A 20,999-nucleotide genomic window follows, 5' to 3' on the forward strand; every position below is an offset into this window, starting at 1 on the left:
ATGGCACATGCAAAAACTTCCCATTGGGCATTGGGCACAAGAGGGAGTGAATTTTCTGACAAAAATTTTTGAAAGTCAATTTCGCTTTTTCTCTGAATCCATTTCTGCAATTATTGAATATTTTATATCAATTTTAATATGGTTTCCTGCATGGTCATTTATTGTTATTAACTTGTTTATTATTTATATTTTCAATCGCAGTCTAAAAAATATTCTCCTCATCGGATTTTGTTTTTTTGCAATATTAAATTTAGGATATTGGGAAGAAACTTTAGAAACTTTGACACTTGTTCTTTTTGCCACTGTTACCTCAATATTAATTGGTGTTCCGTTAGGTATTCTCTGTGCACACCATCATTATATTTATTCTTTTATGCGACCTATTCTCGATCTTATGCAAACTATTCCTACATTTGTTTATTTAATCCCAACATTAATGCTCTTTGGTCTTGGCATGGCTCCAGGACTTATCTCTACAATTATATTTGCCATGCCTGCAGTTATTCGTTTGACTTATCTTGGAGTGCAAAGTGTTCCAACTTCATTACTCGAAGTTGCTGATTCTTTTGGAGCAAGCACACGAAAAAAACTTTTTTCTGTTGAAATTCCATATGCTTGGCAATCGATAAAAACAGGAGTGTCGCAATGCATGATGCTCTCACTTTCTATGGTTGTCGTGGCCGCCTTAGTAGGTGCAGATGGATTGGGCAAACCCGTAGTACAAGCTCTTAACACAGTCAATATTGCAAAAGGAATCGAAGCTGGAATGAGCATTGTCTTTCTTGCTATTTTACTCGATCGCATTTTTGCCCATACAAAGCAAAAATTGGGAGCTACAAAATGATTGAGCATTTTAATATTAAACAACTCGATCTTGTTTTTGGGAAGAAAATAAATAAAGCCTTTCAAGCTTTAGATGCAGGGAAATCTAGGGAAGAAATACAACAGGAATTGCAACAAACCGTTGCTGTTAGTAATGCAAATTTCTCCGTTTATAAAGGAGAGATTCTTGTCATAATGGGCTTATCTGGTTCAGGAAAATCCTCTTTGTTACGTTGTTTAAATGGCATGAACGGAAGAAATATCGGTAAAATTCGAGGCCAGATCCTCTTTTTTGATTCTAATAAAAATGCAAAGATTGATATAACCCAATGCCCAAAAAGTAGCCTTAGAGAAATTAGAAAACATCAAGTCTCAATGGTTTTTCAGCAATTTGGTTTAATGCCGTGGCGCACTGTAGGAGAGAATGTTGCGTTCCCTTTAGAAATACAAGGAATAAAACATCAAGAGCGCCTTAAACAAGTAGAAGAAAAATTAGCGATCGTTGGACTTGAAAAATGGATAGATCATTATCCTCATGAGCTTTCAGGTGGTATGCAACAAAGAGTTGGACTCGCTCGTGCATTTATCACCCAAGCCGACGTTTTATTAATGGATGAACCTTTTTCTGCACTCGATCCCCTTATTCGCAAACAACTGAAAGATGAAATTTTAGATTTGCAGCAAAAATTAAAAAAGACCATTGTCTTTGTTACCCATGATTTTTCTGAAGCAATAAAAATTGGTTCACGTATTGCAATCATGGATTCGGGAAAAATATTACAAATTGGTCAGCCCCAAGAAATAATTGAAAATCCAGCATGTGAAATTGTTAAAAAATTTACAGAAGATATTAAAGCAAGCCATGTATTTTTAAATTAATCAAGGAGAAAATATGAGCGTGAAGCATTATGATTTTATCATTATTGGTGGAGGATCTGCAGGCTGTGTGCTGGCAAATCGTTTGAGCACCAATCCATCGCACAGAGTCTGTGTACTTGAAGCAGGCCGCCCTGATTATATTTGGGATATTTTTATTCATATGCCTGCAGGGCTTATGTATCCTTTAGGTAACAAGCTATATGATTGGTGTTATTACACCGATCCTGAACCCTACATGAACAATCGAAGAGTTTTTCATGGACGCGGAAAAGTACTTGGCGGATCAAGCTCGATTAACGGTATGATTTATATCCGTGGCAACCCTATGGATTATGAAAAATGGGGCAAGGATCCAGGAATGGAATCATGGGATTATAAGCACTGTTTGCCTTATTTTAGCCGTGCAGAAACACGTATGATCGGTGCCGATGCCTATCACGGTTTTTCTGGTCCTTTGCTGCTTGAGACAGGCCCTTGCGAAAACCCATTGTTCAATGCATTTTTCGAGGCAGTACAAGAAGCTGGTTATCCTTTAACCGACGATGTCAACGGATTTCGCCAGGAAGGTTTTGGCCGTTTTGATCGCAACATCAATCGCGGCAGAAGGTTATCCGCAGCAAGAGCTTATGTGCATCCAGTACGTAGAAAACGTCCCAATTTAAGTATCAAATGCCGCGCTCTCACAACACGTATTCTTTTTGAAGGAGATCGAGCTGTGGGCGTTGAATATATGCGCTATGGAAAAATTCATAAAATATATGCAGGAGAAATTATTTGCTGCGGTGGCGCCATTAACTCCCCACAAGTTTTACAACTTTCTGGTATTGGCAATGCAGAAGAATTAAAATCCCTTGGAATTAACGTAGTACAAGATTTACCAGGTGTTGGACAAAATCTTCAAGATCACTTAGAGGTATATATACAACATGCGTGTAAATTGCCTGTGAGTATGTACCCAGCCCTTAAATGGTGGAACAAACCTAAAATAGGTTTTCAGTGGCTTTTTCAACGCAAAGGTCCTGCAGCAACCAATCATTTTGAAGCTGGTGGGTTTATCCGTAGCAACGAAGACGTTAACTACCCCAATTTACAATTCCACTTTCTCCCTCTGGCTGTCCGGTATGATGGCACCTCACCTTCAGGGGGGCACGGATACCAAGTGCATGTTGGCCCAATGAACTCCGATGCACGCGGCCATATCAAAATCCGTTCAACCGATCCGCGCGAACACCCGAGTATGCAATTTAATTATCTTTCCACAGAACAAGATCGCAGAGAGTGGGTCGAAGCTGTGCGCTGTGCCCGTAAAATTCTCAACCAATCCGCTCTCGATGAATTCAACGGTGGAGAAATCTCCCCAGGAAAACAATATGAAACAGATGATGAAATTTTAGACTGGGTTAAAAAAGATGCTGAAACCGCACTGCATCCGTCGTGCACGTGTAAAATGGGCACCGATTCAATGGCCGTGGTTGATCCCAAAACCCTTGGAGTGCACGGAGTTAAAAATTTACGAGTTGTTGATGCATCAGTTATGCCCTATGTCACAAATGGCAACATTTATGCACCAGTCATGATGATAGCTGAGAAGTCAGCGGATATTATTCTCGGAAATACGCCTCTCCCAGCATCATCTTCTCCTTTTTATCTAAAATAAAAAAAACTGAGTTTATTGGAAAGTTATTTAAAAATCCGCCGATAGCAGTTGCGAATAATGAAATTTTGGCATTTGATACTCTGGCTTCTTTGCTTCTGTCGAAGCATAGAAGATTTTGAAAAGAACAAATGCTAAAATATATAAATCATTTGTTTTCAAGTTTAGGGATTTTTTCATGAAAAATATTAATAAAATTATTATTATCTTAGCGACTTTTCTTTTTCTCCCATGTGCATCTTACTATGGTTTTCTTTTTGTAAATTACAATTATGACATTCACTTTTTACAGATCGATGCCTGTCAAAATGAAGGTGGTAAGTGGAATCAAAAAAGCCAGACCTGCGACTGGCCTTAAGCATTACTCAGTAATATCAATAACTTTATACTGCTTGACGGTTTTGATATCGTCAGAACCGCAGCTCGCTATGCTTGAAATGAGCTTGTCAAAACGAATGTCATACTTGCTTTTTTGCGGAGTAGGCTTTCCTTTTATTGTGAAGTAAAAACTCACTGTGGCTGACTGACAATCCTCGCTTAAAGCAACTTCATACTTTTTATTTTGTGCATCATCCCACTGCCATGCATATTTTTTAAATATTTCTTTTTCAGCAATTTGCGCAAATGAGTTATTAATACCACTTACACCTCTATAATTGTTATCTATAGTAAAATAATTTTCATCTCTCTGTAAAAAATGTGGGATACTTTCTAAATTGAATAAACCGTACCAACGCATACTGGGTGCTTCAAAAAAAGTAGGAGCAAAGCGATGTCCACCTATATGTGATGACTTCCATATGCGAAATAAAGGTTTCGCACTTTTTTTATTTTCATTCCTGAATTTTTCATAGACTTCTAATCCATATTTGCCACAACAGTGATCTCTTTCTCCATGCGTGCAAATAAATAACTCATGAAGATGTTCAGTTCCCTTAACTTCCCATTTTTTATAAAGCTCTTTTTTTTCCAATTGATATTCTTTCAGCGCAAGAATAGCTTCCCTGAATTCTGAGTTTGGTATGAGCATTTCTATTTTTTTAAATGACGATAATTCATCTTCTTTTCTTTGAAAATAAAAGATACGGGTATGATTTTCAACAGAAAATTCATTTTGGGCAAAATGATTGACAGCGCTTCTAATTTTTTCTTTAAAAAAAATTGGAAGAATTTCAAATAGGTGTTTGTGATGCAAAAATGATTCCGATTTACCTGGCACAGAAGCCCAAGGCTCTTGCAATTCAACTGAGATTTGAACGTCAACAGGTGAAACAGAGCCAACAATATCTTCTTGACTTTGCCGGGTTGCGAGCGAACATTCCATATTTTCTGTAAACATTTTTGCCTCTTAACCAAAAAGTCATTGCATATATTCCACAGATTCAATATCACTCTTAGGAACATTTGTAAAAATCAATTCTGGCGCATTTCCAGCAGTAAAACCACCGGATTTAAAAAAATCATTTTTCCCAATAGTGCTATTCTGAGGCAAGTCAGGAAGATAGTTAAAGGAAAAGGGCAATGAATATTTGACGATACCGCTATTGAGCGATCCTCTTTGCAAACCTAAAATCCGTTCTATTTTTACTGTATTATATAAATGCAGAATTTTATCTGCAGTGCTTTTTGCGGTAATAAAGATCACACCCTTACGTCCTAAGAATATATTATCATTCAATATAAATTGTTTATAGGCATTGCGACTTAAAAAAACACTGCCTCCATTTTGAAAGCGAGAGAGCGCAACGAGTGATGGATAGGATATTCGTTCTTTCTGAGCATAGGGCAACAAATTAAAAATAAAATCTGCGCGTGCTTTGCACAAGCGAAAACCTAATTCAAGCACGCTCCCTCTTCCTATTGTTATTTTTTGTTTCTTCAGAAAAGAAAAATAACCCTTAGATATATATTCTGCACGAAAAAGGCCTTCACAAGCTGTTTTTAAATAATCTAGAAAAACCTTTTCAGCTTGATTTAAATTATTATAAAACAATAAAAATTCTTTTGAATAAACTCGTTCTAACCGAGCAGTTACTTTATTTTCAGAATAAATTTCTATTAAGTTAAAATGGGTCTTTATTTTTTTTTGTTGCAACAGATATTTTTGAAGCTGCTTATAATTAAATAAATTATTAAAATAAATATTCTTTCTTTGCAAAACTTTAAGAATAGTATACTCATTAAATCTTAAGTTATTTTTGTTTAGATTTGCAATTTTTATTTTTTTCCGAATTTGTATTAAAATATTAGACTCATAATAAAGTAGATCGTCCCACATCTTTTCAATTTTTACTTCAAGATCCTCATACGAATCCCGTTGATGTGGACTGCGAAACACAAAATCTAAGAAGTTCACATCTTGAGTTTTTCTTATAACGAAATCATGCGCTCTGACAGGCTGTGTCCATAAACAAACAAACAGCAAAAAAAGATATTTTATTGTCAGAAATGTTCTAACCAAAATACTGCCTCTTCCAAATATTCAAAGCAATAATGTGCATGCTTCTTCAACCCCACAGGCAAATAGTTATTTAATTTTTATTTGTCAATAAATAAAAAACAGCTCTATATAGAGCTGTTTTTTAAGGAAAATTTAAGAGTGGAAAGGATTATTTCTGCACTGATAAGGTTGCTTTTGCTGAAGTCTTTAACCACATAGACATCACGTCCGTTGGTGTCATGCTGTCATGCTCTTCGGCATCTTTGTCCCAAACTCCTCCTTTGAGTGAACTCATTTTAAGAGCATCTTGATACAGTGTTCTAGTAAACAGCGGTGTGTTTTCGCTCACGACTTCCCGATCTGTCGAACTCGTTGGCACACTCGCTCCAAAAATAAAGCAATTTGCATCGCTCATCACACACTTTGTTAGTAATGGATAAGTGTTCTCTTTTGGTCGAACTTCCTTTGGAATATAATAATACGTATCATTCATTACTTTGATTTGTGTACTTATTGAAGTTGAAGGAATATTTAGATAAGCATCATAACCATATAAAAATGCCTTAGCCAAAGGTGAATTTTTTTCTGTTGTTCCCAGTACAAGATTTTGTAAATGGGAATTTATTATTTTGCCTGTTAAGAACGAAGGATCACCGTGTGCAATATTACTTTTTTTATCAAAGCATTTTTTCTCATTTACATTGTAATCCGCAGGAGTATTTCCTAAAGTATTTTTTTCAATACACAATTCTTCTCTTTTAGGATCATATTTTCCACCAACTGGAATGGAATAAAACCTTTTCTCAGGTTGGAATGCAATAAACTGTGTACCAATAGGTGGAATATTCATTTCATTTAATGGGAAAGAGTAAACCCCTGTGCCAAATGACATACTAAAGACAGTGTCAAATGCTGTTTTAGCAATTAGAGATTGCGTGTGATCGACAATTTGATCTTGTGTATTGTGCATAAGTAATAAAGATCCAGGGGATGCTTTTCTATGTTCCTTAATATACTTTTTAAGATCTTTTGTAATGCCATCAATAATTTCATTATAATTTATATTACTTAATAATGGAATTGATTTTTTTAAATCTGACAAATTAAAAAGAATATATAAAGCATTATTTGTTAATTTTTCTGTCATTATAATTGAAGGCTCAAGGCCAGTTTGAGCAGAAACAGTTGATACTGTTAAATAAGTTAACAGACTCTTTATAGTATTAGTAGAAATCTCAAGACCCGATTCTTTGATTAAATTTTTTAAAACTCCGATAGAATGAACAATAGACTCATCATTTTTCTTTTGAGTTAAAGCATCTGTAAAGTTTATTAATCCAACTTTATCATCAGCTAAATTTGAAAATAATTCTGATAATTTTTGCAACCGTACTTCATCATTTGGCTCAATTATACCTTTTATATTTAATTCACTTATTCCATCAGTTATTTTTAAAGTGCCGACTCCCTTTGTAAAAATCCCTCTTATTGAACAATCACCAGAATAATTTACAGGAGAATCTGATGCATCAATTGAGCAAGGATCTTTCGAGGCACTTTCATTTTTTATTTTTAGAGCTTCAGAAAAATGTTTTAATAATGATTTTTCTCCCTCTTTATGGTCAATAAATGCAGTTAAAAAATTTCCTAGAAAATCTTTTACAATGATTGGACTTTGTGCTGTGCTAATATTCTGCCCACCCAATATTCCTAAAACTTTTTTTATAATCCTGTCTGAATCCTTAGAATTTGCAGCAACTAATTTTTCTAAATCCAATATATTATCTAAATTATTAGTCCAGTTTTGTGTTGCTACAGAGATATATGGAGCCAAATAAGTCACATCTGATGCACCTAAAAAACCAATGAGCTCATTTAATTTTTTTTGATTATTTGCTAAATCGGAATTTCTGAAGTTTGCGAAATATTGATTATTCTGTAGATCTGGAATCATAGGTAAAGAATTCAAATGAGAAATATCAGAAACTTTTCCATTTAGCATATCTTTAAAAAGGATTCTAAATTTTCCCATTAATAATGTGGTTGGAGCATAATAAGTCGCAGCTGAACTAAATAGAGGAGGTATAATAATATTTTTTAGATCAAAATCTTTATTGTCTAACTGAGCCAAAGCTTGTTGCAGCATAATACCGGAACGCCCAATAGCGGCAAGTAAAGTTGCACCCCCACGGCTGCTTGCAGTGGCAACTGTTTTTGGTCCAGTAATTTTTTGGAGCAAAGGTTGATAGGAACTTAATAAAGAAGGCACTTTTTCAACATAAAACTCAAGTCTTGGTTGTCCTTTATTGCCATGTACAAAGAATTCTTTTATGATATCATTATTTAATTTTAATTCACCTAAAGAAATTCTTTTTAACGCACTGTGCAGACCTAAAGTTGCAACCACGTCATTATCAAGTGGTGATTTTTCACCAATAGCGTCCACTGCAGGATCAATTTCCTTACCTTCATTATCGACACAGTAACGTTTAAAACCAGTTTCAAGTTTGCCAGTAGTTTTATCTACAGAACATATGGGCTCTCCTGGAAAGGCAGGTGCAGCGACAATATAATTAATAAGATTGTCTTGTAAAAGAGTGGCCAATTCACGGAATGAAATTCCTGTATCCCCACCATGCGCATAGAGCATGAGTGGTACTTTAGCATTACCTTTGGGAATAGTTATGATTGCTGTATAAATATTATTATCCGCTAAACGATACTTGAGAACATAAGCTGTTCCTCTGGTATTTTTAGTATTGTCGAGCTTACCTTTTGTCGTTCGAAAAAAATTAAATTCAGAATTTTGATTTAAACCACTTGCGGTTTTTATTTGACTTAATTCTATAGGAATAAGGTTATCATCTTGATTATTAGTAGCATTCTCATCTTTACGTTCAACATAGGGAAGCGCATATTTTCTAGGATCATTCTCTGTAGCTAAGTCATAATCTTGATAATCAACTTTTCTATTTATAGCGGCATCTGAAAGTTTTTCAAAGCTGATAATTTCGGTTGCCGTAATTTTTTGAGCCATCTTTGCGACATATTCATTTACTGATTTTCTGTTCGCTAAGTATTTAGTTTGCTCAGCACTATTAGGGTCTGAATTAGGATTAAAACATTTTGGATTAGTAGATAATATCTTTTTAAATACTTCCATAAATTTTGGATCACTTGAATTTGGAATTTCTTCACTCAAAGGCAGACAGATTTGCTTGGCGAAAGTATCCCATCTATCATTTAATAGATTGCTGCTTGTCTGCATGTTGATATTTTTTTTGCCTCCACACCCCACGAGCGCAAGGGACGAAAAAAAACAGGAGGTCGTGACAAGAATCCGCTTCTTTATCATATATTATTCCTTTTTTATACATATATTAATCGATTAACTAATATATAAATATTACAAGTTCATATTAAATTTTAAATCGTGGAGCGCCTCTAAAAAACTCCGCGCCAAACCACTCACTCTCTCTCATCGTTTTGCAGCTGACTTAATATCGCTCTTACACCGTTCAACAAATAACAGCAAGTATAAAATATAATTTCTTATACTTGCAGTTTTTTTTTGAGAGTGGTAAGTGTCCTTGTATATTCTCCTCATCTCTCATCGTAATTATGGTTGGCTATTTTTAAGATCATTTTTTGTAATAGTTCGTATGTTTTTTTAGAGGAGATGACATGCATATTTATAAAGGAAAATTAAATTCTATTTTTATTGCGCAGAAAATAAAAAACACTCTTTCACTCATGAGTGTTTTTGCTTCTGCATTTTCATTGCATGCTCATGCACAAAATAGCACGCAACACAATAAACCCGATCCAACTGAAGATGTTGCTGGAGGCGTTGGAGAAGCTGGTTTTAATGCACCAAAATATGCTGTTCTGCCCACAGGCAAAACTTTGCCAAAAGGAATTTTTAAACTCGATCTGCCTTTCGCCTATACCTTTGGCAGCGATGGTTTCGACAGCACAGGAAATACCGTGCAAAATGGTTTGAGTATGGAGCGTTGGGTCAATGGAATTCAATTGCAATACGGTTTGACCAATTCTATATCTGTGGGCGTTGGCATTCCTATTGTTTTAGCCAACCATGTGCAAATGGATGGAAATAAAATAACGGCAAATTCAGAAATGTATGAGCGTTATTATAATAAATTCGTTAATGAGTTTGCTACACAGTTAAGCGCCCAAGGCAGATGTCCTTCAGTCCAAGCTTGTACAGATCAAATTAATAAAGGGAATTTAACTCTTCCCGCAGGCCCGACAGATATTATTCTCCCTACAGGTGAAGTAGTGACATTTACGGCTGGAGATGTCATTAAAGATCAAATCCGCAACACACTTTTAACGGCTTCACAACCTGAAAATGGAGCTACAGGTATAGGTGACTTGCAGTTTGGTATACTCTGGAGCGTTGTTTCGGAAGAGTCCCCTATTCGCCATGTGCCGCTGTATGTGTCCGTGGGTGGAGGCTTGCGCGTGCCAACCGGTAAGTTCAGTTTACCAAACGCGGTCAGAGGGACTGGTGGGGACAACACGCTTTTAACGGGTGGTGGAACATACGATGTCATTGCCCGCTTGAACGTAGACTATGTCGCAATCCCAGGGCTTATTTTTAGCTGGCAGCATATGTCTGAATACTCGTTAAATAAAGTTAACTTTAGCCGTTCCAGTATGCTTAATAGCAACGTATTTAACACTGAGGATCCGAATAAAAGCACTAATTATGGCCACGGAGACAAACAGGCAAATATCCTGACCTTCAAAAGAAAAGGTTTGCACAATATCGGTTTTGTGCAAGTGGCTTGGGGGGTGGGGAATACGACTGAAACCTTAAAATGGCTTGGCCTTTTCTCTCAATTCAAATATAATTTTGCTGCAAAAGCTTATTTAAATGACCAGCCCATCAATGTTATGGGCGACCAATTCTTTTTAGGTGACTCAAGCATGCACCCAGACCATGGGGCAGAGCAGTATTATTCCGTGTTGATTGGGTCAAAATTCAGCGGATTGCCTTATCGTATTCCGGTGGAATTTGCCGGTGAATTCGAATACCCAATTGCCGGAAAAAATCGCGCTGTATCTCCTATGAATCTTAAAGGAACATTGTCGCTTTATTTTTAAATATAAGAGAGTGCATTGGAAATTATGAACTGCCCAATATCTTAAGTTTCTTACTTTTTATTTAAAAATAAAACTTTCTCACAAAATATCATTAAGAAAATAAAATTTCTTTTCTTATTTATCGCAATCACAATAAATTCATATATTTAAGATCTGATAAGCAAAATAATTGCTTCCCATTAACAAATATAATAATTAGTATTGATGCTGTTTTTTTGACTCCCTCTTTTTGTAAGGAGCGCTTAAAATAACAAAAGACGAACTCAAATTAAAGAAATTAAAATGAAATTATTCTATATTTTACTCATTTCCTTTTTCTGCTACGCATCGACAAAAGTGCAGGCAGATTGGAATTTTCAAACATCTCTTTCGCAGTCGGTCAATCCACAAAATGGCGCACTTAAATTAACATATCCAATTGGTACAATGATCAAAAGAGGTGATATTGAATTTCAATTGATTGCTAATTACGATCAAGCATTAAAAGATAACTTATTTGGTTTAGGTAAAGGTTGGACATTTCCTTTTACTCGAATCATAAATGATAAAATATATTTAAAAGAAGGTGGGACTTATTCCCTTAAAAATAAAAAAATAGACGGTTTAAAAAGAGCCTATCCAAAGTTTATAGATTATGAAAATTTTTTACAAAAAACTCCAGACAACCGTGAGTTCCGCTACCTTTTAACTTATTTAAATGGCAATAAAATTTATTTAAATAGCAAAGGCAATGAAATTTACCGCGAAGATCGTTATGGTAATTCTATAAAAATATTTTATAATCCTGATAATTCTATTCAATCCATTCTCGACTTCTATGAAAACTATTATGCTCTCAAGGCCAATGACATAATCGATGACGAAACAGGAAAGACATCGGCAGGTTTTACAGTGACTTTGAGCACTGATGGAAAAGTTCAAGAAACCATTCTTAAATTTATATTAGATGATTATTCTCAATTGCATAAAATAATTCAATTCAAAGATAACACAACTTTTGTATCGAATAAGTTTTTATTTTCTAAACTTAATGATGGTGTCTATACTGAAATTATTTCAGCAACAGGCGTTGTTACGAGTATTGAATATCTAAAAGTTCCAAATAGCAAAAATATACCAATTTACAGCATTAGTAAAATTCAAGTTCTCGACAACAAAAAACTTGCACAGCCGAGCGAAAAATATGAGTATACTTTTTCCAACAAAAATTTTTCCGAATTTATTAATCCGCAAAACTATAATGATATCTCCATACAGAATCAAAAAGATTTACTTTATAAAACAAGATATATAAAAGGTCTTTTTGTCACAGAATATACTTATAATCACCTCAATCTATTAGTGGCTAAAGTCGTATATAAAAACACCGATCTTATTTCTAAAGTAAAATATAAATATCAAGGACAAAATGCAAATGAACAATTCCCTCCATATTCTAACCTTGAAAATAACTATAATTTATTAGCAGAATCCTCTTATACTCTTTGCAAAGGTGATAAGGAAACTTTTTCTAACTCTTTTGAAACAGCGATAGTTTCAGTTGAGAATTTCTTTAAAACAAAAGTTTTAGGAGACAATCTCTCCTCTCAACTTCCTGACTGTGTAGGAGTTAATTACAAAGAAGTTGCACAATACGACAATTTAGCGAGAATGACTTATCAGGAAGACAAATTTGGTTTTAAATATAATTATTCCTATTTTGATGAAAATAAATATGGTCTATTAAAAAGAAAAGAAGTGCAAAGTTTAAAAGACAATAAAATAGCTGAAAGCTACACTCTCACCGAAGATAATAAATCTATTTTTTCCAAAACCGATGATGTTTTAATATTAGGAAAGTGGCAGCAGCTCTATATTAATCAATATGCTTATTTCCCCGATGGAGAGAAAAAAAATTCTATATTTTCTTATTCATCTTTAACACCAAAATGGTTTAAAGGCGGAAATATTTTATCTATACAAAATATATATACGAATAATCTTCAAGATAAAAACATTATCAGTGATCTAAATGCTATAGTGAAAATGACCAGTTCAAAAGATTTTATAACCGGTGAATCACGAATAATAAGTGAAACTTTTGACAAAGCCACAGGGAAACTTCTTAAAAAAGAAGATAGTCTCAATCGCTCAACCCAGTATTTTTATGATTATCTTGGCAATCTTACGAAAACTATTTATCCCGATGGCAGTCATGTTGCTTATTATTATATGCTTGGAAAAAATGGGCAAAAGTCCGTTTCTATCGAAATGAATTCGTATGGAGAAACAAAAAAATATTATTACGATAGTCTTGGCAATCTTCTCTTAAAAGCGCGCGTACTTTTTAATGGAGATGAAAAGCCATATGAAAGCATCGCTAATCCATATGAAGCACAAAACTATAAAGTCATTAATGGATTAAAATATTATACTTTAAGCAACAATATCGGTTCATTTATTATAAACTTTTCCAAAGACATGAGTGGTAATATCAAAGTATTTCAAGTCACTCTTAAAAACCCAGTATCTGACAAAGTATTAGCTGTTTATACTATATCTGCAAATGATATTAATTATATAGGAGACAATGATAAACTCTTCAAAGTACTCAGTAAAATAATCGAAAAGAAATCGACAAATTTAGAAAAAGAAACAGGTATTTTAAAAAGCACTGTGTATGAATATGACGATTGGAATCAGTTGGTTAAAGAAACTAATCAAGCAGGTGATAGTATTAGCTATATTTATAATCCAGCAAGACAGTTGATTGCAAAAACTCTCCAAGATAACAAAACAAGTATTTATTATGAATACAATCTACTGGGTAAACTCAGATCCTCTTCTATTGCAAAATCATCTGAGTCATACCAATACCCAATTTATGATTATAATATTTACGGAGATCTCATAAGCAGTAATACAAAATTAAATATGATTAGTTATACTTATAACAAAGCATCTGAACTCATTAAAATGGATAAAGGTTCACATAGAATAATGGAATACGCTTATGATGCTCTCGGACGCAAGATCCAAGAAATCAATACTTTTGATAAAATAAATACAATCTATAGTTATGGGAAAAATGGAAAATTAGAAAGTATAACAGAAAACGGTTCTGAGATTTCTTATTCCTATTCGCAAGAAGGCTGGCTCTTAGAGAAAAAATTTCCAAATAAAAAATTTATCTCTTATACATATAATTCACTTGGCCAAAAAACAAGTATGAAAAATGTAATTGGCGACATCACACGCTACAGCTACGATCACCTCAATCGACTGACACAGGCTAACTCAAATAGTTTAGGGAATGTCGATATTATGTATGATAATTTTGGTAATATTATTAAAAAAACTTACCCACAAAAAAGTCAAAAAGAATTTAAATACGATTTGCTCAATCGTCTTATTGAAGTTATTTATTCCGATAAGAAAAATAATTTTATCACTAGACAAAATATTACGTATGATCTCAGAGGAAATATCTCTGCAAAATCTTTTTCGTCAACTCGTACAAATGATCTTGAGAGTAACAATACAACTTTATATGAATATGACAGACTCAATCGCCTTGTTAAAGAAACTGTTAAAAACACAGATAATAAAGTTAGTTATGAGAATGAATTTATTTATGATATCACAAATAATGTTACTACAAAAATACAAACAAAATTTGACGTAAGCGAGAAAAATAAAAAAGTTTTAACTAAAAATAATATTAAGTACACATACAATAATTTACTTAAACTCACAGCGATTCATAACAACGGGAAGGTAACAGAAATCAATTACGATCCTGCATGGAATCCAACCTCGGATGAGAATGGTAGGTCTTTAGCTTATAATAATAAAGATCAATTGTTAAGTCGTATATCACCAGGAAAACCCTTTACTGCTTACATGTATTTTCCTGACGGGTATCTAGGCGCTGTATATTACGGTAATAATATTAATTATTTTTATTACGATGAAAATGGCCAATTAGTAAATGAAATTGACGAAGATGGCAAAGCAACGAGTTATTTGATTGTTGAAGACGGCTTAAAAGAAAATTAAAATTTTAAGTACTCAACCCCAATTACGTCTTTTATCCCAAGACCCACATCGGTTTCACTGAGCGTAAGGGTATTGCCCTCAACCTGGACACCACCTACGACAGGATTTTCTGCCAGAAGCGCAGGGGAGTCTAAGTCACAACGCACAATTGATTTCTTTGCAGCGGCAAAATGCGCGGCTGCGGTGACTGAAATTTGGCTTTCGAGCATACAGCCCATCACACACTCTATACCAGCAGCTTCGGCAATATTTAAAATTTTTGTGGCGTTGTAAATACCGCCGGCCTTTGCAAGTTTGAGATTGATAAGGTCACAAGCTTTGTTATTTATTAATTGCAGGGCATCGAACGGAGAAAAAACGGATTCATCGGCAAGGATATCGGTTTCGACATGCTCAGAAACGTAACGGAGATCAGAAATTTTTTTTGCTTTTACGGGTTGCTCAACAAATTCTATATTTAAATTGAGTTTTTCAAATCTGCGTATAATACGCACAGCTTCTTTTGCTCCCCATGCCTGATTGGCATCGAGGCTGATTTTTACTTGATTGCCCACAGCTGTACGTACCGCTTGCACACGGATAAAATCCAGTGATGGGTTCACGCCCAATTTGAGTTTGAGATCTTGAAAACCTTCATCAAGTGCAACGAGAGCATCGGCAACCATCACTTCAGGTGAGTTTGCACTGATTGTTATGTCTGTAAAAACGAGATTGTGAAATCCACCTAAATATTTGAACAAAGGTAAATTAAGCGACTGGGCAAGCAGATCGTAATAAGCCATATCAATCGCAGCCAAGGCGGAGGTGTTATTCACAAAAGAAGAATGCAACTCACCCATGACTTTTTCAAGCTGGCTGAGATCCGCACCTATGATTTTAGGTTTTAAAATGTGATGCAAACAAGAAATAATGGAATCGGATGATTCGCCCGTAATAGCTAAAGTAGGGGCAGCGCTGCCAAATCCGACTAAACCTGATCGGGTTAAGAGTTTTACAATGATATCTTCAGCAAAATAAACAGTTCTTAAAGCCGTCTTAAATGGCTTTTTGAGAGGGATTTTTATTTTGCCGATATGGATATCAACAATTTTCAACCTAAGCCATCCACGCGTTGACGCAATTCTAAACCAGTTTTCCAGAATGGAAGTTTCTTTTCTGGGACACCAATTTTCTCACCTGTTTTAGGATTGCGACCATCATAAGATTTGTATTTACGAACAGTAAATGCTCCAAAACCACGAATTTCAACACGCCCGTCTTCAGTTAAAGCTTCAGAAACGGTATCAAAGAACATATTGATGAGTTCTTCTGCTTGGGGAGAAGTAACGTCTGCCTTAGATGCGAGGATTTCTATTAATTCACTTTTAACCATAAAAGAGGCTCCAATCAAAACGTACAAAAGGAAAGGGATCAGCGAAGATCCCGCTTACAGTATATGCAATTATCAATCTCATAGAAACAAAAATTTTTCAAAGTTTTGGCACCCAAAAATTTAAAAAAAATACCAATAAATGCCAGTTCCGACTCGCCAATCCTGATTTTCGAGATTAAAATCAGCAAATATTTTATTTTCTATACGTGAGAAATACTGATAAGACAAGGAGTTTTCTAAAAATAATCTTGTACGATCATTGTTGTATGTAAATGAATATCTTTTCATCCAATCCAATTGCGTAGAAAAGACTGAAAAGTGATTGGGGCGCAACGATATACCTGAGTAGACTCCAAGTGAACCTTCAAACCCATTTACTTCTTGGTAAGCAAGTTCTGCTTGGGCAAGTGTGTAAATTTGAAAAATTCCAGATAATACTGCAAAACCAGTTCCACCCTGTAAAAAAGAACGTTCACAACAAGAAAGATAACCGTATTTATTACAATCATTATCTTGTTCAATACCCGCTCTTAATTTCCAAGCAATTGGATATAATGGAGGATCAAGCGAAGGAAATGATTTAATATTTAGCAAATCTAAGTTTTGCACAAAAAGAGTTGATGACTTAAATTCATAACGTAAAAGTAACTTCATCAATTCTATCTGAGCATCCTTCGCATAACCAGCAGAAGGACTGTCAAGACTATGCAAAACAGGTTTTAATTCAAAATCAACTGCATTCCCTGCATAATAAGAATAAGAATATTGCGCTCCCAACCTTGCTCCAGGGACTCCATATTCTGGTCTTTCTTCAACCGGAGGATCAATTTTCAATGGTGCAGAAATAACCTCAAGTGATGCTCTTGCCTCCAATAAATTTTTTCGGAAGAGAGGATATTTAACAGACTCTTCTGTTCCTGCAAGCTTTTCTTTGAAATCTATATATTCAGAAACAGCATCGAAAACTCTTGCTAAACTTTCTTTTGGTAAATAATCTTTCAATTCGTAGAAATAATATTTCTCACTCAACACATCTGAAAAGAAATCTTTTTCCTCAGAATTTAAAAGCGCGTATCGAAATCGAAAACGCTTTTGTGACGAAGGACGATATCTAACCTTTTTTACCAGATTTGGAAATTGATTTATAACTCTTAATGTGTCTGCGGGATTCACCCAAAGCATAAATTCGTCCGCAAAGTTAAAATGATCGTTTGCTGTATCAAGGAGTGTTAATAAAACATATGAGCAATTTTCATCAAAATAATAATAATCAATACTATTATCACCAATTTCCCAAAGACTTTTGGCCATATTAACGGCTTCTTCTTGCGAAAGATTCAACTCATATTCCCATAGATCACGGCTTTCGGAATTATTATATTCTTGTACCTTTACAGAATAGGGCAACAAACTGTATTTGCCTTCAAAAAGCCCAGTCAACCCTTTATAAGTATAAATGAGCATATTATTTGTATCTGGATTTGCCGCAAAATTCACGCCGTAGTCTGTCAATGGATTATTTGAATGAATAAAACGCAAAAAACTATGACCAAACATACTCGATGGATTGTTTATATAAAACGAAGAAAAAACGAGCACTACCCCTTTGGGATCGACAACCTGAATCCACTTTTCAAAACTAGGACATTTTATTGTTGGTATTTGATAATTTTCATCATCGAGTTTTGCTTTTAACCATTTTAAGCGTCGGGGAAATTTACATCTTCCCGATAAATCACCCTCATTCCCTGAAAAAAAACTTTCAAGCGTAGCATTTAATTCTGCGTCAGGATTTTTCTTACCAATTTGGGATAAATAAAATTTTTCCCCATCAACAAGACCTTGCCTCATTCCAAAATATTTTCTCTGATAAAAAAGAATTTTTTGCCATTCAGGATTTTCAGCTAATTTTAAATTTTTTGCTTTTTCTAAAAAATATTTTTTATGAGAATCGTCTGAAGCAGAATCAATGGCATAAATAATATTCGGAATTAAAACAAAAAAAGTAGAAATTAATTTAATAACCCAAGTAAAAAAAAATAATTATATCTGCGCATATTCACACGATTGAGTAAGGTTTGAATTTTTATTTATTTCAATTTTAATATTTGAAATAATCGCAACGGGATCATTTGAATTGAAGATTGCTTTATAGTTTGTTTGAGAAAACTCTGCAAATTTACTGTAGTCATTCGCTTTGCATCCAAAAACATCTGCCAAACCAACCACAGCATCTCCGCTGCCCTGAGCCACTTCTCTTTGTAGAGAAACTAGATTCGCTGTGACATAATCTTGTTGCTTACGCGCCAACGCTGTTGCCCCACTGCCACAATTCGAGGTTCCGCTTGTGATACCAAAAGTTTGATTCCCAAAAGTACCATTTGTTGTTGCTGCTAATACTTGTTTCCACCAAGTGCCCGTGTTTTCAAATAGAATAGAACCAAGACCACAACCCGCCGTGCCATAAGAAGCTGCATACGCTTGGGAAGCACAAACACTCGAGAAAAGAATCGTTAAAAGAAGAATACTTCTTGCACCTATTTTATGCAATTTATACATAGCATTTTCTCCTTAATAATATTTAAACGGACTAACTCAAAAATATTATTAATACAATACTATATATTTATCAATGAGCAATTGCTTGAAAGAGTGTTTTCGTTTTTTATTTCTGCCCTAAAGTTAGACAATACAGTTTTTGGTTCTTGTGAATTAAAAATTGTTTTATAATGTGTCTGCGCATACGCAGCAAAATCAGAATATAGTTCTGGTTGACAACCAAATAAAGAAGCCAAACCATTTAAACTATCACCCGAACCTTGTGAAGTTTCTCTTTGCAGTGACGTAAAATTTGCGACCATATAATTTTCTTGTTTTTCAATTTCGCCAAATAATCCAGACGCACAGTTCGATGTCCCACTCGTAATCCCAAATGCCTGACTCAGAGTCATATGATTCGTAGTCATCGCAAGCAATTGCTTCCACCATTGATTTCCAGAAAATACCACAGAACCTAAACCACAACCTGCCGATCCAGCAGCAAAAGCATTTATTGAAAAATGCGATAACCCTAAAATAACTATTAAATTAAAATAATTTTTCACACTTAATTTCATAAATAGCCCCCATATTTTATTTGCAACTTTAACAAAAACCCCCTGTATTTTAACGCAAAACACGGGAGTATAAAAAATGGAACGTCAAAATTAATTCTATTTTTGAAAGATTATAAATCCCATTGCAAATGGGTTGCTATTTTTGCTTCTATTATTTTTTTATCCTCTTCGTTTTCCAAACTCGAAAATTGCGCTTGTGATCTCGCAAAACGATTTTTCCACTCGGGGGGAAGAAGTTCTTTTAATATATGCGCTGTAGGTGATGCTAAAGTAGAGCGTGCTTTTTTCCCACTTGCAATTCCCAGGCCAACAAAAAAACCTGTGGCAAGAAGAGCTGCTCTTATGCATGTAGCAGAAGAATACGTAATTAATAGAGAGTTTTCTTTTACTCTGTTTCTTAATTTTAAAAAAATATTATAAGTCCATAATTGAGGATGACTTGCTGGAGAAAAAAAATCATAACAAATAATATCTGCAAAAGGATAATTTGCTGCATTTTCTAAAGTCTTGACAAAATCCCCTTGAATAAATATCCATTCAAATGATCTGCCATCATCTAACTTAACAAGCAAACGATCTTTTTCTAAACACATTGGGAGAATTTGAGAAAATTGATTTATATAAGGAAACAAATCTTTATTCCGCCATAAAGAATCTAACCCGTCTTTTTCTAAATCAAAGCTCACGATCGTCAATAGCGAAAGACTTTTATTCTCTAAGAATGCATGAAACATTGCAATTAATTGTGCACCACAGCCCATACCCACATCGTAAACAACACATTCCCCACTTTTTGCATGAATTGCCGAACTGTCGACATAGAGTGTCTGTGCTTCCTCGTATGGACCAACTTGTCCATGCAGAGTTTCTTGTGTGGCCAAATGACGAAAGGTTGGGATTCCAGATTCTGTGTAGACTAGAGCGTATTTATTTCCAGCTTCATTTATTGACATTTTGCGCAAATTCCATCCAGTTGGAGCATATGTTTTTTTGCTTCAAACTGTGATGTTCTCCGCACACGTTCATATATTTTATAGATAAAACTCCAGTCCAGGTGAATTTCTTCGACCTTTCCGCATTGAATGCAATTGAGCATGACGTGATTTGGATTCACTTCACAACGAGTGTTGCAAGATAAATATTCTCCCGATGGAAAAACTTGATGGACAAGGCCAAGCTTCGTCAATGCCTCAAGAATGCGATAGACAGACACTTGATCAACGTTAAGGTCATTTTTTGTTTGAACTTTTTCGTATATACTTTTTGGCGAAAGTGGGACGGCTGAATCGGCAAGACATTCTATCACTGCGAGCCTGGGTTTGGTTATTCGGCATTTTGCCTCTTTCAACGAGCTCACAGCTATGTCATAAAAAGATTTTCCGCTACAACCTTCTGCATGATGCGCATGGCTGTAATTGTGATCGTGGTCATGGAAGTGAGTATTCATCATAAAATCTCCTTTAGAAAGTCTCTGAAACTCTATTGCAAAAAATTTGCAATTATGAAAGAGTGCTCGATGGTAAAACTCTGAGCTGTTTTTATCAATTT

16 protein-coding genes are annotated in these 20,999 nt (G+C 34.8%); 6 read left to right on the top strand and 10 right to left on the bottom strand.

Going from position 1 to position 20,999, the window contains the following annotated elements; translation table 11 throughout:
• Window positions 1-7: 7 nt before the first annotated feature.
• The 4 genes from EZS29_RS09155 (at window position 8) to EZS29_RS09170 (ending at window position 3,713) form a co-directional block, all read left to right on the top strand.
• Complete coding sequence (locus EZS29_RS09155; RefSeq protein WP_130609254.1) at window positions 8-844, top strand: ABC transporter permease; 837 nt, start codon at window positions 8-10, stop codon at window positions 842-844.
• Complete coding sequence (locus EZS29_RS09160) at window positions 841-1,701, top strand: ATP-binding cassette domain-containing protein (RefSeq protein ID WP_130609257.1); 861 nt, start codon at window positions 841-843, stop codon at window positions 1,699-1,701. Before EZS29_RS09155 ends, EZS29_RS09160 begins: the two co-directional genes overlap by 4 nt.
• A gap of 13 nt (window positions 1,702-1,714) precedes the next feature.
• Window positions 1,715-3,358, top strand: a complete 1,644-nt coding sequence (betA, locus tag EZS29_RS09165; protein ID WP_130609260.1) for a choline dehydrogenase — start codon at window positions 1,715-1,717, stop codon at window positions 3,356-3,358.
• A gap of 175 nt (window positions 3,359-3,533) precedes the next feature.
• A complete protein-coding gene (locus EZS29_RS09170) occupies window positions 3,534-3,713 on the top strand; it encodes a hypothetical protein (protein ID WP_130609263.1) in 180 nt (59 codons plus the stop codon).
• 3 nt (window positions 3,714-3,716) lie between these two features.
• Here the strand turns inward: EZS29_RS09170 and EZS29_RS09175 are convergent, their stop codons facing one another.
• The 3 genes from EZS29_RS09175 to EZS29_RS09185 form a co-directional block, all read right to left on the bottom strand.
• Complete coding sequence (locus EZS29_RS09175) at window positions 3,717-4,694, bottom strand: sucrase ferredoxin (protein WP_130609266.1); 978 nt, start codon at window positions 4,692-4,694, stop codon at window positions 3,717-3,719.
• 21 nt (window positions 4,695-4,715) lie between these two features.
• Window positions 4,716-5,816, bottom strand: a complete 1,101-nt coding sequence (locus tag EZS29_RS09180) for a hypothetical protein (RefSeq protein WP_130609269.1) — start codon at window positions 5,814-5,816, stop codon at window positions 4,716-4,718.
• A gap of 148 nt (window positions 5,817-5,964) precedes the next feature.
• The gene (locus EZS29_RS09185) at window positions 5,965-9,150 is read right to left on the bottom strand and encodes an alpha/beta hydrolase (RefSeq protein WP_130609272.1); all 3,186 of its coding nucleotides are present in this window, start codon (window positions 9,148-9,150) and stop codon (window positions 5,965-5,967) included.
• 329 nt (window positions 9,151-9,479) lie between these two features.
• On the opposite strand from EZS29_RS09185, the gene EZS29_RS09190 reads away from it, so the two are divergent.
• The gene (locus EZS29_RS09190; RefSeq protein ID WP_130609275.1) at window positions 9,480-10,925 is read left to right on the top strand and encodes a hypothetical protein; all 1,446 of its coding nucleotides are present in this window, start codon (window positions 9,480-9,482) and stop codon (window positions 10,923-10,925) included.
• 282 nt (window positions 10,926-11,207) lie between these two features.
• A complete protein-coding gene (locus tag EZS29_RS09195; protein ID WP_130609278.1) occupies window positions 11,208-14,963 on the top strand; it encodes an RHS repeat domain-containing protein in 3,756 nt (1,251 codons plus the stop codon).
• On the opposite strand, the gene EZS29_RS09200 is transcribed toward EZS29_RS09195, so the two are convergent.
• The 7 genes from EZS29_RS09200 to EZS29_RS09230 form a co-directional block, all read right to left on the bottom strand.
• Complete coding sequence (locus EZS29_RS09200; protein ID WP_130609281.1) at window positions 14,960-16,057, bottom strand: dipeptide epimerase; 1,098 nt, start codon at window positions 16,055-16,057, stop codon at window positions 14,960-14,962. The two genes, EZS29_RS09195 and EZS29_RS09200, sit on opposite strands and share 4 nt — an antisense overlap.
• Window positions 16,054-16,335 carry an HU family DNA-binding protein gene (locus tag EZS29_RS09205; RefSeq protein ID WP_130609284.1) on the bottom strand — a complete coding sequence of 94 codons (282 nt, stop codon included), beginning with the start codon at window positions 16,333-16,335 and terminating at the stop codon, window positions 16,054-16,056. The genes EZS29_RS09200 and EZS29_RS09205 overlap by 4 nt, the downstream gene beginning before the upstream one ends.
• A gap of 120 nt (window positions 16,336-16,455) precedes the next feature.
• Complete coding sequence (locus EZS29_RS09210; protein ID WP_484103588.1) at window positions 16,456-18,357, bottom strand: Lnb N-terminal periplasmic domain-containing protein; 1,902 nt, start codon at window positions 18,355-18,357, stop codon at window positions 16,456-16,458.
• 21 nt (window positions 18,358-18,378) lie between these two features.
• Entirely contained in the window at window positions 18,379-18,894 is a 516-nt protein-coding gene (locus tag EZS29_RS09215) for a DUF3015 family protein (protein WP_130609290.1), read from the bottom strand.
• 59 nt (window positions 18,895-18,953) lie between these two features.
• Window positions 18,954-19,451: a DUF3015 family protein gene (locus EZS29_RS09220; RefSeq protein WP_130609293.1), complete on the bottom strand. Its 498-nt coding sequence runs from the start codon at window positions 19,449-19,451 to the stop codon at window positions 18,954-18,956.
• 110 nt (window positions 19,452-19,561) lie between these two features.
• Window positions 19,562-20,404 carry an MnmC family methyltransferase gene (locus EZS29_RS09225; protein WP_130609296.1) on the bottom strand — a complete coding sequence of 281 codons (843 nt, stop codon included), beginning with the start codon at window positions 20,402-20,404 and terminating at the stop codon, window positions 19,562-19,564.
• Entirely contained in the window at window positions 20,395-20,901 is a 507-nt protein-coding gene (locus EZS29_RS09230; protein WP_130609299.1) for a Fur family transcriptional regulator, read from the bottom strand. The genes EZS29_RS09225 and EZS29_RS09230 overlap by 10 nt, the downstream gene beginning before the upstream one ends.
• Window positions 20,902-20,999 lie beyond the last annotated feature (98 nt).

The organism is Fluviispira sanaruensis (genome assembly GCF_004295685.1).
GTDB lineage: Bacteria > Bdellovibrionota_B > Oligoflexia > Silvanigrellales > Silvanigrellaceae > Silvanigrella > Silvanigrella sanaruensis.

Bases quoted from the DNA above. Each gene is read 5' to 3' on its own strand.
- EZS29_RS09155 (WP_130609254.1), top strand. From the start codon at position 8: ATGCAAAAACTTCCCATTGGGCATTGGGCACAAGAGGGAGTGAATTTT.
- EZS29_RS09160 (WP_130609257.1), top strand. From the start codon at position 841: ATGATTGAGCATTTTAATATTAAACAACTCGATCTTGTTTTTGGGAAG.
- betA (WP_130609260.1), top strand. From the start codon at position 1,715: ATGAGCGTGAAGCATTATGATTTTATCATTATTGGTGGAGGATCTGCA.
- EZS29_RS09170 (WP_130609263.1), top strand. From the start codon at position 3,534: ATGAAAAATATTAATAAAATTATTATTATCTTAGCGACTTTTCTTTTT.
- EZS29_RS09175 (WP_130609266.1), bottom strand. From the start codon at position 4,694: ATGTTTACAGAAAATATGGAATGTTCGCTCGCAACCCGGCAAAGTCAA.
- EZS29_RS09185 (WP_130609272.1), bottom strand. From the start codon at position 9,150: ATGATAAAGAAGCGGATTCTTGTCACGACCTCCTGTTTTTTTTCGTCC.
- EZS29_RS09190 (WP_130609275.1), top strand. From the start codon at position 9,480: ATGCATATTTATAAAGGAAAATTAAATTCTATTTTTATTGCGCAGAAA.
- EZS29_RS09195 (WP_130609278.1), top strand. From the start codon at position 11,208: ATGAAATTATTCTATATTTTACTCATTTCCTTTTTCTGCTACGCATCG.
- EZS29_RS09205 (WP_130609284.1), bottom strand. From the start codon at position 16,335: ATGGTTAAAAGTGAATTAATAGAAATCCTCGCATCTAAGGCAGACGTT.
- EZS29_RS09215 (WP_130609290.1), bottom strand. From the start codon at position 18,894: ATGTATAAATTGCATAAAATAGGTGCAAGAAGTATTCTTCTTTTAACG.
- EZS29_RS09220 (WP_130609293.1), bottom strand. From the start codon at position 19,451: ATGAAATTAAGTGTGAAAAATTATTTTAATTTAATAGTTATTTTAGGG.
- EZS29_RS09225 (WP_130609296.1), bottom strand. From the start codon at position 20,404: ATGTCAATAAATGAAGCTGGAAATAAATACGCTCTAGTCTACACAGAA.
- EZS29_RS09230 (WP_130609299.1), bottom strand. From the start codon at position 20,901: ATGATGAATACTCACTTCCATGACCACGATCACAATTACAGCCATGCG.